The sequence below is a fragment of the Fusobacterium mortiferum ATCC 9817 genome, assembly GCF_000158195.2.
GTDB classification, from domain to species: Bacteria; Fusobacteriota; Fusobacteriia; order Fusobacteriales; family Fusobacteriaceae; genus Fusobacterium_A; species Fusobacterium_A mortiferum.
Window position 1 is genome coordinate 464,878 of sequence record NZ_GL987994.1, and the last position, 14,867, is coordinate 479,744.

Annotated in this window: 12 protein-coding genes; 11 read left to right on the forward strand and 1 reads right to left on the reverse strand. The window is 31.3% G+C overall.

Features of this window, described 5'->3' with window-relative positions; genetic code table 11:
- Positions 1–48 precede the first annotated feature (48 nt).
- The 9 genes from FMAG_RS11830 (at position 49) to nifJ (ending at position 11,909) form a co-directional block, all read left to right on the forward strand.
- Entirely contained in the window at positions 49–927 is an 879-nt protein-coding gene (locus FMAG_RS11830) for a tyrosine-type recombinase/integrase (protein ID WP_005887000.1), read from the forward strand.
- A gap of 19 nt (positions 928–946) precedes the next feature.
- Positions 947–1,480 (forward strand): ATP-dependent protease subunit HslV, encoded by a 534-nt coding sequence (gene hslV / locus FMAG_RS11835; protein ID WP_005887001.1) that lies wholly within the window; start codon positions 947–949, stop codon positions 1,478–1,480.
- A gap of 15 nt (positions 1,481–1,495) precedes the next feature.
- Positions 1,496–2,611, forward strand: coding sequence for a ribosome biogenesis GTPase YqeH (gene yqeH, locus FMAG_RS11840; RefSeq protein WP_005887002.1), 1,116 nt, complete (start codon positions 1,496–1,498; stop codon positions 2,609–2,611).
- 9 nt (positions 2,612–2,620) lie between these two features.
- Positions 2,621–3,106 (forward strand): hypothetical protein, encoded by a 486-nt coding sequence (locus FMAG_RS11845; RefSeq protein WP_050795474.1) that lies wholly within the window; start codon positions 2,621–2,623, stop codon positions 3,104–3,106.
- Between the two features lie 30 nt (positions 3,107–3,136).
- Positions 3,137–4,525 carry an NAD(P)/FAD-dependent oxidoreductase gene (locus tag FMAG_RS11850; protein WP_005887004.1) on the forward strand — a complete coding sequence of 463 codons (1,389 nt, stop codon included), beginning with the start codon at positions 3,137–3,139 and terminating at the stop codon, positions 4,523–4,525.
- A gap of 123 nt (positions 4,526–4,648) precedes the next feature.
- On the forward strand, positions 4,649–5,836 hold the full coding sequence (gene ftsY, locus FMAG_RS11855; RefSeq protein ID WP_005887005.1) for a signal recognition particle-docking protein FtsY: 1,188 nt from the start codon (positions 4,649–4,651) through the stop codon (positions 5,834–5,836).
- Positions 5,837–5,984: 148 nt separating this feature from the next.
- Entirely contained in the window at positions 5,985–6,983 is a 999-nt protein-coding gene (gene pta, locus FMAG_RS11860; RefSeq protein ID WP_005887006.1) for a phosphate acetyltransferase, read from the forward strand.
- 27 nt (positions 6,984–7,010) lie between these two features.
- Positions 7,011–8,213 carry an acetate/propionate family kinase gene (locus FMAG_RS11865; RefSeq protein ID WP_005887008.1) on the forward strand — a complete coding sequence of 401 codons (1,203 nt, stop codon included), beginning with the start codon at positions 7,011–7,013 and terminating at the stop codon, positions 8,211–8,213.
- 120 nt (positions 8,214–8,333) lie between these two features.
- Positions 8,334–11,909, forward strand: coding sequence for a pyruvate:ferredoxin (flavodoxin) oxidoreductase (gene nifJ / locus FMAG_RS11870; RefSeq protein ID WP_005887010.1), 3,576 nt, complete (start codon positions 8,334–8,336; stop codon positions 11,907–11,909).
- 198 nt (positions 11,910–12,107) lie between these two features.
- Here the strand turns inward: nifJ and FMAG_RS11875 are convergent, their stop codons facing one another.
- Positions 12,108–12,998, reverse strand: a complete 891-nt coding sequence (locus tag FMAG_RS11875; protein ID WP_005887011.1) for a radical SAM protein — start codon at positions 12,996–12,998, stop codon at positions 12,108–12,110.
- Positions 12,999–13,145: 147 nt separating this feature from the next.
- Between FMAG_RS11875 and FMAG_RS11880 the strand changes: the two genes are divergently transcribed.
- Positions 13,146–14,030, forward strand: coding sequence for a pyridoxamine kinase (locus FMAG_RS11880; protein ID WP_005887012.1), 885 nt, complete (start codon positions 13,146–13,148; stop codon positions 14,028–14,030).
- Between the two features lie 10 nt (positions 14,031–14,040).
- Entirely contained in the window at positions 14,041–14,814 is a 774-nt protein-coding gene (gene zupT, locus FMAG_RS11885; RefSeq protein ID WP_005887013.1) for a zinc transporter ZupT, read from the forward strand.
- Positions 14,815–14,867: the final 53 nt, after the last annotated feature.

The window sequence follows — 14,867 nt, forward strand, 5'->3', positions numbered from 1 at the left end:
GTAGAAAATTGAAAAAATAATAAAAATAAGGTATAATTATGGAGTGATATGGTAGAGATGGCAAACTGGAATATAGAAAAAGATATAAAAGATTTTTTATATTTTGAAGAGTTTGGTAATAATAAAAGTCCAAATACTATAAAATCTATGAAAAAAGATTTATTCCAATTAGCAGAATATTTAAATGAAATTGAAAAAGTGGATAATTGTATGGCTATTGATTCAGTAATGATAAGAGGATTTATAATAAATCTTCAAGAGAATGGTATTACTAAAAGAACTATAAATAGAAAGTTATCATCGCTTCGCTCATTTTTTAAGTATTTAGTAAGAGAAAAACGGATAAATCAAAGTCCAGTAGAAGTTATAGCATCTCCAAGTTTTTATACTCAAAAACCAGATATACTAACTCTTGAAGAGATAAATAAATTGAGAGAAGTAATATCGTTAAAAAATGCCAATGGTTTAAGAGATAGGTTGATATTAGAATTACTATATTCAAGTGGAATTACATCTGTAGAGATGCTTGGAGTAGGAGAAGGAGTTTTTGATTTAGATAAAAGAGAGTTATATGTATCTAATGGAAAAAGTAGAAGAGTAGTATTTTTTAGCGAAAGAACAAGAGAATTTTTCAAAAGGTATATTAAAGCAAAAAAAGAAAAATATAAGGAGAAATATAATCCTGATATATTGTTTGTAAATGGTTCTGCTACGAGATTAAGTGATAGATCTTTACGTAGAATAATAGATAGGTATGCTGTTAAAGCAGGAATAGAAAGAGAGATTAGTCCATATAGTTTTAGGCATACATTTGCTGTCCATATGCTTTCTCATGGGATGGATATTCTCTATTTGAAAGAGTTAATGGGACATGTAACTTTGGAAAGCACAAAAGTCTATCAAGAATTAATAAAATTAAAGATATAGAGCAATGAGGAGAGAGATTATGATAAAAGCTACTACTATAATTGCAGTAAAAAAAGATGGAAAGGTTGCTATGGCTGGTGATGGGCAGGTAACTTTTGGTGAAGTAGTATTTAAAAGTAATGCTAAAAAAATTAGAAAAATAGAAAAATATAATATAATGGCTGGATTTGCAGGTGCAGCGGCGGATGCTTTTGCTCTAATGGATAAATTTGAAAGTAAATTAGAGGAGTTTGGAGGAAATCTAAAAAAATCTGCTGTAGAATTGGCTAAAGATTGGAGAAATGATAAAGCATTAAGAGTTTTAGATGCTATGCTTATAGTAGCTGATAAAGATACTATATTAGTACTTTCAGGAAATGGAGATGTAATAGAACCTGATGGAGATATAGCAGCTATAGGAAGTGGTGGAAGTTATGCTTATGCAGCAGCTAGAGCCCTTCTACTACATGGTAAGGATATGCCAGTAGAACAAATAGCTATTGAAGCAATGGCAATAGCAGGAGAGATGTGTATATATACTAATTCAAATATTACCTATGATGTAATAAAATAGTGAGGAGAAGATATTATGAGTAAGAAAATTTGTATAGGTTGTGGAATTGAACTACAAAGTGATTACCCAGAAAAAAATGGATACCTTCCAGCAGCAAAATTAGAAGAACCTGGAGAACACTATTGTCAAAGATGCTTTAAAATAAAAAATTATGGGAAATATATGCCTGTAAGACTTACAAGAGATGACTATAGAAAAGTTGTTCAAGAAGAAATGGTAAATTCTCAAGTGGCGATAGCTGTTTTTGATATAATAGACTTTGAAGGTTCTTTTGATGATGAGATATTAGATGTATTAAGAGAGATGGATTCAATAGTTGTAATTAATAAACTAGATCTTATTCCAGATGAAAAACACCCTTCAGAAGTTGCTAACTGGGTAAAAGTTAGACTTGCTGAGGAGGGAATAGCTCCTTTAGATATAGCTATTGTAAGCAGTAAAAATGGGTATGGAATTAATGGAATCTTTAAGAAAATAAAGCATTTTTATCCAGATGGAGTAGAGGCATTAGTTTTAGGAGTTACAAATGTTGGTAAATCAAGTATAGTAAATAGACTTCTTGGACTTAAAAAAGTAACTGTTTCAAAATATCCAGGAACAACTTTAAAAAGTGTAAGAAATCAAATTCCACATACTAAAATTACTTTAGTAGATACTCCAGGACTTATTCCAGAGGGAAGAATATCTGATTTAGTATGTGAAAATTGTAATTTAAAAATGGTTCCAGCTAATGAAATTTCAAGGAAAACTTTTAAAATGTCTAAAGGAAGAGCTTTAATAATAGGAGAATTATTATGGTTTAGAATTTTAAATGAAGATGAAATGAAACCAATATTTTCATTATATGCAGCCAAAGATGTAACTTTCCATGAAACTAATGAAGATAAATTAAAGGAATTACTAAAAACAGACAGAGGAGATTTATTAACTCCACCTTGTGAAAATTGTATAGATGAATATAGAAAGTTAGAAAAAATAAAACATAGAGTTACAGTTAAAACAGGAGAGGAGCTTGTATTTAAAGGATTAGGATGGATATCTGTAAAAAGAGGTCCTTTAGAAATAGAGATAACTGCTCCTAAAGAAGCAGGAATTGTTATTAGAGATGCTTTTATCAAACCAAAGAGATAAGATGTGAATATGAAAATAGATAAAAAAAATATTAAAGGAAATCTCATTACAGCAGTCTTATATGTGATAGTTTTAATAGGAGTAGTTATTTTAGGTGGATATAATGTTAAGGATTTGAAAGAGGTTAAAAAAGCAGAAAAAACATTAAATAATTTAATGGAATTAAGAGTGGCATTAGAAACTTATTATCAGTTAACAAATAGCTATCCTGAATTGACAAGAGATGGGGTAAAAGATAACTTAAAACTTTTAGACTATATAAATGAAAAAGGAGAGTTAATATCTTTTGCTCAAATTTATGGGCATGATTCTATTCCAAAAACTTCTGGGACAGAAGAAGTGTTAGAAAATAATAATGTTTATGATGTTTCAGATTTTACTAAGGGAAATAATAACGGAGGATGGAACTTTGATTTTTCTGGGCATACTGGAGAAATTCATGCTAATCTTCCAAATAATATATATTTCCAAGGTATCAATTGGTGTGAATATTAATTAAAATAAGTTAAAGAGAGGAACAAAATTATGAAGTATGATATCATTTTTTTAGGTGGAGGGCAAGCTGGAATTTTTGGAGCTTATGAAGCAATAGAAAAAAAGCCAGACTTAAAAATTTTAGTACTAGATAAAGGTAAAATGTTAAAACAAAGAGTTTGTCCTAAAGAAAAACTAGGAAAATGTGTAAATTGTCCAACTTGTGCGATAATATATGGAGTAAGTGGAGCAGGAGCTTTTTCTGATTCAAAATTTAATATGGATTATAGAGTTGGTGGAGATGTACATGTTGTAACAGGTAAAAAAATAGTAAACGATACTATTAAAGATGTAGTGGAGGTATATAGAAAATTTGGATTTAATGAGGAGCCTACTGGATTAAAATATAATCCAACTATGGAGAAAATAAAAAAAGGTTGTATTGAAAATAGAATACAATTAGTAGATACTCCAACTATGCATTTAGGAACTGATGGTTCGAGAAGACTTTATACTCAACTTATAGATTATCTGTTAGAAAAAGGTGTAGAGTTTATAACTGAAAGAGAGATTGAGAGTCTAATAGTAGAGGATAATCATGTAAAGGGGATTATAGTTACACATAAGGGAAAAGAGGAAAGATACTATTCTGATAATGTAGTAGCAGGAATGGGTAGAAGTGGAGCTAAAAAGATGAAAGAGCTCTGTCAAAAGCATGATATTAAATATGAAAATGGAGCTATTGATATAGGAGTAAGAGCTGAAATTCCAGATATAATAATGAAAGAGATAAATGAAAACTTTTATGAAGCTAAAATGATTTATTACTCAAGAAACTATAGAGATAAGATGAGAACATTTTGTAGTAATCCAAGTGGATTTATTGCAGCAGAAAAGTATGATGATTTTATATTAGCTAATGGTCATGCATATAAGGACAGAAAATCAACTAATACAAATCTAGCTCTACTTTGTACAAAAAAATTTACAGAGCCATTTAATCAACCATTTGAATATGCTACAGCGATAGCTAAGATGTCATCTATGCTTACTGGAGGGAAATTATTAGTTCAATCATATGCTGATTTAAAAGAAGGAAGAAGATCAACTGATGAAAGATTAGAGAGATTAAACATTGTTCCAACAACTGAAGATTATGTTGCTGGTGATATTGCTCTAGCTTGTCCTCAGAGACTTTTAGATAATATAATGGAATTTATTGAAGTATTAGATAAAATAACTCCTGGTTTTGCTTCTGGAGATTTATTGTTATATTTCCCAGAAATAAAATTTAGAAGTACAAGATTAGAGATAAATGAGCATATGGAAACATCGATGAAAGGACTATATGCAGTAGGAGATAGTTCAGGTTATGGTAGTGGATTAAATATTGCTGCTGTAATGGGTATACTTGCTGTAAGAGACATAATTAATAAGTAAAAATAGAAATGGTGTTTTGTTTTTCATTTTTTGGAGAAAAAAGCACCATTTTTTATAGCTTTGAATTGAAAAAAATAAGAAATTATGGTAAAATTGAGTAAGAAGAGTTAGTGGAGGAAAAAAATGGGTTTTTTAAGTAAACTGTTCGGTAGAAAAAAAGATGAAGAAAAAAAAGAACCTCTAAAAATTGCAGAGGTAGAAATAGATGAGATATTAGAAAAAAATGAAGAGATTTCAGAAGAGGTTAAAGAAAAGAAAGAGACTGTTCAAGAAAGTATAGAAAAGAAAGTTGAAAAAGTTGAAGCCAAAAAAGAGATAGAAGATGATATAAAAAGTGAAGCTATTGTTGAAAAAAATAGTGAAGAAGCTCAAGTAATAAAAGAAGTAAAAGAAGAAAAAAAAGGATTTTTTGCTTCATTAAAGGATAAACTTTTTAAATCTAGAGAGGGACTTTTTGGTACATTAAAGTCATTTATTTTAGGTAGAAGTGTTATAGATGATGAGATGTATGAAGAATTAGAAGATATATTAATACAATCAGATATTGGAATGGATATGACAGTTAAGATTGTAAAAGAGCTTGAGAAAGAAGTTAAAAGAAGAGGAGTAAAAGACCCTAAAGAAGTTTATCCAGTACTTAGAGAAGTAATGGAAGGATTTTTAATAAAAGAAAATAATGAAATTCACATAGAAGATGGGAAATTAAATGTTATTTTAGTTGTTGGAGTAAATGGAGTTGGAAAAACAACAACTATTGGGAAATTAGCTTCTAAATATGTAAAAGAAGGGAAAAAAGTTATTTTAGGAGCAGGAGATACCTTTAGAGCAGCAGCCATAGAGCAACTAGAAGAGTGGGCAAATAGAGCAGGAGCGGAGATAGTTAAAAGTACTCAAGGCTCTGATCCTGGGGCAGTTGTTTTTGATACTTTAGTAGCAGCTCAATCAAGAGGAGCAGATATAGCTATAATAGATACTGCTGGAAGACTTCATAACAAAAATAATTTAATGAAAGAGTTAGAGAAGATCCATAATATAATTAAGAAAAAATTAGGAGAACAAAAATACGAATCTATTTTAGTTATAGATGGAACTACTGGTCAAAATGCTCTTAATCAAGCTAAAGTTTTTAATGAAGTTACTGAGTTAACAGGATTTATAATAACTAAATTAGATGGAACCGCTAAAGGTGGAATAGTGTTTAGTATATCTGAAGAGATAAAAAAACCTATTAAATTTATAGGGGTAGGAGAAAAAATAGAAGACTTAAGAGAGTTTAATGCAAATGAATATATACAAGCTATATTCGATTAACAAAAATTATATATTTTATAAATTTTTAAAAAAAATAATTGTAATTACAATTAAAATTTGTTAGTATATACTTAACGACTGTAAAGTTGTTGTTAAATTAGTATATAAAAAATTAAGATAAAATATAATTATTAAGGAAGTGAGTGTTTTGAGTTTTTTAGTAAAAATTAGAGAAAAGGCAAGAGAAGTACAAAAATCTGTTGTATTACCAGAAGGAACAGATGAAAGAGTAATTACAGCTGCAGCTAAAATAGTTGAGTTAGGAGTTGCAAGACCAATTGTTTTAGGACACAGAGAAGACATGGAAAGAATAGCTAATGACTTAGGAATTAGCTTAAGAGGAGTAGAAGTTATAGAAGCTAAAAATCCTCCAAAACTAGAAACTTATGCAGCAAAATTAGCAGAGTTAAGAGCTAAAAAAGGAATGACAATAGAGCAAGCTAGAGAAATTTTATTAAATGACCCTAACTTCTATGGTGCAATGATGGTTAAGATGAAAGATGCAGATGCAATGGTATCTGGTTCTGATTCTCCAACAGCTGATGTATTAAGAGCAGGATTACAAATAATAGGAACTAGACCAGGAATAAAAACTGTATCATCAGTATTTGTAATGGAATTAACAGAAAGACAAGATACTTATGGAGATGTATTATTATTTGGAGACTGTTCAGTAATTCCTGTACCTACAGCAGAACAATTAGCTGATATAGCTGAAGCTTCAGTAGTAACTGCTCACAATGTAGTTGGAATGGAAGGTAAAGTAGCGTTAATGACTTTCTCTACAAAAGGTTCAGCACATCACCCAGATATCGATGTAGTAATTGAAGCTGGAAAAATATTAGAAGAAAGAAATGTAAAATTCCACTATATAGCAGAAGTTCAAGCAGACGCTGCTATAGTTAAGTCAGTAGCTATGAAAAAATGTCCAGAGTCTAAAGTTGCAGGAAATGCTAATATTTTAATATTCCCTAACTTAGCAGCTGGAAATATTGGATATAAATTAGTACAAAGATTAGCAGGAGCTAATGCATATGGTCCATTAATTCAAGGTTTAGCAGCTCCTATTAATGACTTATCAAGAGGATGTTCAGTGGATGACATTGTAAACCTAGTAGCAATAACAGCAGTTCAAGCAGCAGAATAATAAAAAATTTATTTTAAGGAGATAATAATGAAAGTTTTAGTAATTAACTGTGGAAGTTCATCATTAAAATATCAATTAATGAATCCAGAAACAAGAGAAGTTTTTGCAAAAGGACTTTGTGAAAGAATAGGAATAGATGGTTCTAGAATGGAATATGAAGTACCAGCTAAAGATTACGAAGTAAAAATAGAAAAACCAATGCCTACTCATAAAGAGGCTTTAGAGTTAGTTATAAATGCGATAACTGATAAAGAGCATGGAGTAATAGCTTCAGTAGATGAAGTAGAAGCTATAGGACATAGAATGGTTCATGGAGGAGAAACTTTTGCTAGTTCAGTATTATTAACTGAAGAAGCAATGGCTGCTGTAGAGGCTAATAATGAATTAGCACCTTTACACAATCCAGCTAACTTAATGGGAGTTAGAACTTGTATGGCATTAATGCCAGGAAAGCCTAATGTAGGAGTATTTGATACTGCTTTCCATCAAACTATGCCTGCAAAAGCATTTATGTATGCATTACCATATGAGGATTATAGTGAATTAAAAGTTAGAAAATATGGATTCCACGGAACATCTCACTTATATGTTTCAGAAACTATGAGAGAAATTATGGGAAATCCTGAGCACTCAAAAATTATTGTATGTCATTTAGGAAATGGAGCTTCTGTATCAGCAGTATTAGATGGAAAATCAATAGATACTTCAATGGGATTAACTCCATTACAAGGATTAATGATGGGAACTAGATGTGGAGATATTGATCCAGCAGCTGTTTTATTTATCAAAAATAAAAGAGGATTATCTGATAAAGAAATGGATAATAGATTAAATAAACAATCTGGAATTCTTGGAATTTTCGGAAAATCTTCTGACTGTAGAGATATGGAAAATGGAGTAGCTGAAGGAGATGAAAGAGCTAAGTTAGCAGAAGAAATGTTTATCTACAGAATAAAATCTTATGTAGGGGCTTATGCAGCAGCTATGGGTGGAGTAGACGCTATCTGTTTTGCTGGAGGAATCGGAGAAAATGCAGCAGGAATTAGAGCAGGTGTAATCGAAGGATTAGAGTTCTTAGGGGCTAAATTAGACAAAGCTGTAAATTCAGTAAGACAAAAAGGAAATGTAAAATTATCTACTGAGGATTCTAAAGTATTAATTTATAAAATCCCTACAAATGAAGAGTTAGTAATCGCAAGAGATACTTATAGAATAGTTACAGGAAAATAAATTCAAAAATTTAAAAAAAATATTAAATAATTATTGACAAATTTTAAATATCAATTAAAATAATATAGTAGAAGTAAATTTAAAAAATACTTTCATAAAAGATTTATAGGAGGAATTGTAATGGTTAAAAAAATGCAGACAATGGATGGAAACCAAGCTGCAGCATACGCTTCATATGCGTTTACTGAAGTAGCTGGAATTTATCCTATCACTCCATCATCACCAATGGCTGAGTATACTGATGAATGGGCTTCAAAAGGAATGAAAAACATATTTGGAGTACCAGTTAAAGTTGTAGAAATGCAATCAGAGGCTGGAGCAGCAGGAACTGTACACGGTTCTTTACAAGCTGGAGCATTAACAACAACTTATACAGCATCACAAGGGTTATTATTAAAAATACCTAACATGTACAAAATAGCTGGAGAGTTATTACCAGGAGTAATACACGTATCAGCAAGAGCACTATCTGCTCAAGCTCTATCTATCTTCGGAGACCACCAAGATATTTATGCAGCTAGACAAACTGGATTTGCTATGTTAGCAACTAACTCAGTTCAAGAAGTTATGGACCTTGCAGGAGTAGCTCACTTAGCAGCTATCAAAACAAGAGTACCTTTCTTACACTTCTTTGATGGATTCAGAACTTCTCATGAAATTCAAAAAGTAGAAGTAATGGATTATGAAGTATTCAAAAACTTAATTGATATGGACGCTGTACAAGCTTTCAGAGAAAGAGCTCTTAACCCAGAGCACCCAGTAACAAGAGGAACTGCAGAAAACGATGACGTTTATTTCCAAACAAGAGAAGCTCAAAACAAATTCTATGATGCAGTACCAGATGTAGTAGCTCACTACATGGCAGAAATCTCTAAAGTAACTGGAAGAGATTACAAACCTTTCAATTACTATGGAGCACCAGATGCTGATAGAATAATCGTAGCTATGGGATCAATTTGTCCTATATCAGAAGAAACAATAGATTACTTAAATGCTAAAGGGGAAAAAGTAGGAATCTTATCTGTACACTTATACAGACCATTCTCTGCTAAATACTTCTTTGATGTATTCCCATCAACAGTTAAGAAAATCGCAGTTCTTGATAGAACAAAAGAGCCTGGATCACAAGGAGAGCCATTATTACTTGATATTCAATCTCTATTCTATGGAAGAGAAAATGCTCCAGTAATAGTTGGAGGAAGATATGGACTATCTTCAAAAGATACAACTCCAGCTCATGTAATAGCTGTATTTGATAATTTAAAATTAGACCAACCAAAAGACAGATTCACAGTAGGAATAGTAGATGACGTTACATTTACTTCACTAGAAGTAGGAGCACCTGTAACTGTAACTGGTGACGATGTAAAAGAGTGTCTATTCTTCGGATTAGGAGCTGACGGAACAGTTGGAGCTAACAAAAACTCAATAAAAATCATCGGAGATAAAACAGATTTATATGCACAAGGATATTTCGCATATGACTCTAAAAAATCAGGAGGAGTTACTAGATCTCACTTAAGATTTGGAAAATCTCCTATTAAAGCAAGCTACTTAATTTCTAACCCACATTTCGTAGCATGTTCAGTACCAGCTTACTTACACCAATATGATATGACTTCAGGAATCAGAAAAGGTGGTTCTTTACTAGTTAACTGTATTTGGGATGCTGAAGAAGCTGTAAAACAAATACCTAACAAAGTTAAGAGAGACTTAGCTAAAAACGGAGCTAGATTATTCATAATCAACGCTACTAAATTAGCTGAAGAAATTGGATTAGGACAAAGAACAAATACAATAATGCAAGCTGCTTTCTTTAAACTAGCTGACATTATTCCATTTGAAGAAGCTCAACAATACATGAAAGACTATGCTAAAAAGTCTTATGCTAAAAAAGGTGACGATATAGTTCAAATGAACTACAACGCTATTGATAAAGGAGCAGAAGGATTAATCGAAGTACCAGTAGATCCAGCTTGGGCTGACTTACCAGTTGAAGAATTAAAACCAGCTGAAGAGTGTTGTTCATGTGGATGTGGACACGAAAAATCAAAAACTGAGTTATTCGTAGAAAGAATTGCTAAACCTATCAACGCAATTAAAGGATACGATTTACCAGTTTCTGCTTTCAACGGATATGAAGATGGAACTTTCGAAAACGGAACTTCTGCTTTCGAAAAGAGAGGAATTGCAGTTCACGTTCCTGAGTGGAAAGCTGAAAACTGTATCCAATGTAACCAATGTTCATATGTATGTCCACATGCAGTAATCAGACCATTCTTAATGACTGAAGAAGAAAAAGCTGCATCTCCAGTTGAGTTAACAACTATTAAACCAGTTGGAAAAGGATTAGAAGGATTACAATATAGAATGCAAGTTTCTACTTTAGACTGTACAGGATGTGGATCTTGTGCTAACGTATGTCCAGCTAAAGAGAAAGCATTAGTAATGGTAACAATCGGAGAATCATTAGAGAAACAAGAAGACAAGAAAGCTGATTACTTATTCAACCATGTTGAGTATAGAAGCGACTTAATGTCTAAAGATACTGTAAAAGGATCTCAATTCTCTCAACCATTATTCGAGTTCCACGGAGCATGTCCAGGATGTGGAGAAACTCCATACTTAAAAACTATAACTCAATTATTTGGAGAAAGAATGATGATAGCTAACGCTACTGGATGTTCTTCAATATACAGTGGATCTGCACCAGCTACTCCATATACAACTAACAAAGATGGACATGGACCATCATGGGGATCATCTCTATTCGAAGACAACGCTGAGTACGGAATGGGAATGCACGTTGCTGTAGAAACTATGAGAGATAGACTTCAAAATATAATGGAAGAAAATATGGATAAAGTTCCAGCAGAAGTTGCTGAGTTGTTCAAAGAATGGATTGAAAACAGATCATTTGCTGCTAAATCAAGAGAAGTATCTGATAAGATAGTTGCTGCTTTAGAAGGAAAAGACTGTGCAGTATGTAAAGAAATCTTAAGCTTAAAACAATACTTAGCTAAGAAATCTCAATGGATATTCGGAGGAGACGGATGGGCTTACGACATCGGTTATGGTGGAGTTGACCACGTTCTAGCTTCTAAAGAGGATATCAACGTTGTAGTTCTAGATACAGAGGTTTACTCAAATACTGGAGGACAAGCTTCTAAATCAACTCCTACAGGAGCAATTGCAAAATTCGCAGCTGCAGGAAAATCAGTTAAGAAGAAAGACCTTGCTGCAATAGCTATGTCTTATGGACATATCTATGTAGCTCAAGTATGTATGGGTGCAAACCAACAACAATACTTAAAAGCATTAAAAGAAGCTGAAGCTTATAATGGACCATCTTTAATCATCGCATACGCTCCATGTATCAACCACGGATTAAAGAAAGGAATGGCTAAAGTTCAAAACGAAATGAAGATGGCTACTGAGTGTGGATACTGGCCAATATTCAGATATAACCCTGCATTAGAAGCAGAAGGTAAAAACCCACTTCAAATCGATTGTAAAGAGCCTAACTGGGATAAATATGAAGAGTACTTATTAGGAGAAGTAAGATATGCTACTCTTTCTAAAGCTAACCCAGCTGAAGCTAAAGATCTTTATGAGAGAAATAAAGCAGAAGCTCAAAGAAGATGGAGACAATACAACAGACTTGCTGCTATGGACTTCTCTGCTGAGAAAAAATAATAGTAAACTGTTATACTGTTAAAAAATAAAATCATTACATAGAAGACCGACACTAAGTGTCGGTCTTTTTTCTTTTTTATTTTCTATGCTAGTAATTTAAATTAATTATAGAGTTTTTTAAAATAAAAATACATCTTTTATCTTAATATTTAAGGTGAAAGATGTATGTAGATATGTAGAGAAGTATAAAAATTAAATTTATAGTGAATTACGTTGAACTTTCTCTATCACATTATTATTTTTTAAAACATAATTAATATTAGATAAAATTTTTTCTTTATCTTCAGGAAGTGTACCTTGAAGGTTTAAATAATTTGATATATGGTTAGCTCTTAATGTAAGAGGAGAATTTTTAGAAATGTTTAAATTTTCAATCATTATTTTTATTTCATTAATTATTTCATAACTAGAAGCTTCTATAAATTTTCCTTTTTCAGCTTGTTTAGCCAATATAGTATTTGGAAGAATATTTAAACAAAGTATTCCCAAATATTTTGGAGAAACCTCTTGAATAGCATAAGCTGTTTTAAGAGCGTGTTTTTTACTAGCATCTTTGTTTTTTCCAGCTAAGCCAGCTATAACTGTTATTGAAGTTTGAAATCCAACTTCTTTAGCTTTTTTAACTCCAACTATAAAATTTTCAACTGTACTTCCTTTATTTACATTAGTAAGAACCTCATTATCACCACTTTCAAGACCAATATATACTAATTCTATTCCAGTTTCTTTAAGTGTCCTTAACTCTTCAGGTGTTTTTAGCATAAGAGATTTGGGGCTAGCATATATAGAAACTCTTTCTTTTTCTGGAAATTTTTCATTTAAATAATTTAAAATTTCTAAAAGAGTAGAGGTTTTGATTATAAGAGCATCCCCATCAGCGAGGAAAATTCTACGGACATACTTTATTTGAGCTCTAAAAAAATCTATTTCTTCTTTTATCTCATCAAGAGTTTTAATTCTAAATTTTTTATCTTTATACATATTACAAAATGTACATTTATTATGAGAACAACCTAAAGTGATTTGCAAAATAAGGCTATGAGCTTCACTGGGTGGTCTATATAGTGGATAGTCGTAGATATCATACATTGTTTTACCTCCAAATATATTTATTATATATGATACCAGAAAAATATATAGAAAACAACCATAAATAGAGATTATGATAAATAAGTTGCTTAAAGTACAGAAATATGGTAAAGTATGATTAAATAGAAAGAGTTTTTTGGAGGAAAAATGGAAAGTTTAGTAAAAAAAGTTGCAGCAATACATGATTTATCAGGATATGGAAGAGCATCATTAACGACAATTATACCAATTTTATCAAATATGAAAGTACAGGTTTGTCCAGTACCTACTGCTATTTTATCTACACATACTGGAGGATTTGAAGGATATAGTTTTATAGATTTAACTGATTATATGCAAGAACATATTGCCCATTGGAAGAGATTAGATTTAGAGTTTGATTGTATTTACTCTGGATTTTTAGGATCTCCTAAACAAATAGAAATAGTAGCAGATTTTATAGATTATTTTGGGAAAAAGTCTAAGTTTATAGTTGTTGATCCAGTAATGGGAGATAATGGGAAATTATATAGTACTATGGATAATGAAATGGTAGTAGGAATGAGAAATCTTATAAAAAAAGCTGATATAATAACACCTAATTTTACTGAAGTAATGTATTTATTAGGAAAAGAGTATGATAAAAATATAGATATAGAAAAAGTAAAAGAGTATTTAAAAGAATTATCAAATATGGGACCTAAGATTGTAATAGCAACAAGTGTTCCAGAAATTGAAGAAAATAAGATGGATAAAAAAACAAGTGTGGTAGCATATGATAGAGAGAATGATGTTTTTTGGAGAGTAAGTTGTAGATATATCCCAGCTTCATATCCTGGAACTGGAGATGCATATACAAGTGTAGTAATAGGAAGTTTACTTCAAGGTGATAGTTTACCAATGGCAATAGAAAGAGGAGTTCAATTTATAACACAATGTATAATGGCTAGTTATGGATTCAAATATCCTAAAAAAGAAGGGGTACTTTTGGAAAAAATGTTAGATGTTTTAAAAATGCCGATGATAGCCACAAATTATGAGATGTTAGAATAGGAGGAAATCTATGTTTGATGATAATAGTGTAAGGGCTTTGATTCTATCTTTTATAGCAGGAATGTCAACTTTAATAGGGACATTAGTTGTTTTTATTGTGAAACAGAGAAGTGAAAAATTAGTTAGTGCATCATTAGGGTTTGCTGGTGGAGTGATGATAAGTGTATCTTTTACTGATTTATTGCCCAACGCTAATGAGCTTTTGCAAAGTTATTCTGGAGAAAAAATAGGGATAATTTTAAGTACAATATTTTTGTTACTTGGAATAGTTATAGCTGGAGGACTTGATAGATTTGTACCTCATATTGAGGAGCAGCAAGGGGAAGATTATAAGCATCAAAATCTATTTAGAGTAGGATTTGTGTCAACTTTAGCTATAGGGTTACATAATTTTCCAGAAGGGATAGCTACATTTATGGCTGGTTATGATAACTTAGCATTGGGATTATCTATTACTTTAGCTATAGCTATGCACAATATACCTGAAGGAATTTCTGTGGCTATGCCAATCTATTTTTCTACTGGAAGTATAGGAAAAGCTTTTAAATATACTTTTTTATCTGGAATAGCTGAACCTATAGGAGCTCTTTTAGCTTTTTTAATTTTAAAACCTTATATAAATGATTTTTCACTTGGGGCAATTTTTTCAGTTATTTCAGGAATAATGTTATATATTGCAATAGAAGAGCTTATTCCAAGTTCAAGACAGTATGGATATATTAGGACAGCTCTTATTTCTACTTTTATTGGAATAATTTTAATGCCACTTACTCATATATTATAAAATGATTAAAGGAGAAAGTTATCTTAATTAAAGTATAATTTCTCCTTTATTTT

What these genes read in the sequence shown, in the direction of transcription:
- FMAG_RS11830 (WP_005887000.1), top strand. Translation starts at nt 49, where the DNA reads ATGGTAGAGATGGCAAACTGGAATATAGAAAAAGATATAAAAGATTTT.
- hslV (WP_005887001.1), top strand. Translation starts at nt 947, where the DNA reads ATGATAAAAGCTACTACTATAATTGCAGTAAAAAAAGATGGAAAGGTT.
- yqeH (WP_005887002.1), top strand. Translation starts at nt 1,496, where the DNA reads ATGAGTAAGAAAATTTGTATAGGTTGTGGAATTGAACTACAAAGTGAT.
- FMAG_RS11845 (WP_050795474.1), top strand. Translation starts at nt 2,621, where the DNA reads ATGAAAATAGATAAAAAAAATATTAAAGGAAATCTCATTACAGCAGTC.
- FMAG_RS11850 (WP_005887004.1), top strand. Translation starts at nt 3,137, where the DNA reads ATGAAGTATGATATCATTTTTTTAGGTGGAGGGCAAGCTGGAATTTTT.
- ftsY (WP_005887005.1), top strand. Translation starts at nt 4,649, where the DNA reads ATGGGTTTTTTAAGTAAACTGTTCGGTAGAAAAAAAGATGAAGAAAAA.
- FMAG_RS11865 (WP_005887008.1), top strand. Translation starts at nt 7,011, where the DNA reads ATGAAAGTTTTAGTAATTAACTGTGGAAGTTCATCATTAAAATATCAA.
- nifJ (WP_005887010.1), top strand. Translation starts at nt 8,334, where the DNA reads ATGGTTAAAAAAATGCAGACAATGGATGGAAACCAAGCTGCAGCATAC.
- FMAG_RS11875 (WP_005887011.1), bottom strand. Translation starts at nt 12,998, where the DNA reads ATGTATGATATCTACGACTATCCACTATATAGACCACCCAGTGAAGCT.
- FMAG_RS11880 (WP_005887012.1), top strand. Translation starts at nt 13,146, where the DNA reads ATGGAAAGTTTAGTAAAAAAAGTTGCAGCAATACATGATTTATCAGGA.
- zupT (WP_005887013.1), top strand. Translation starts at nt 14,041, where the DNA reads ATGTTTGATGATAATAGTGTAAGGGCTTTGATTCTATCTTTTATAGCA.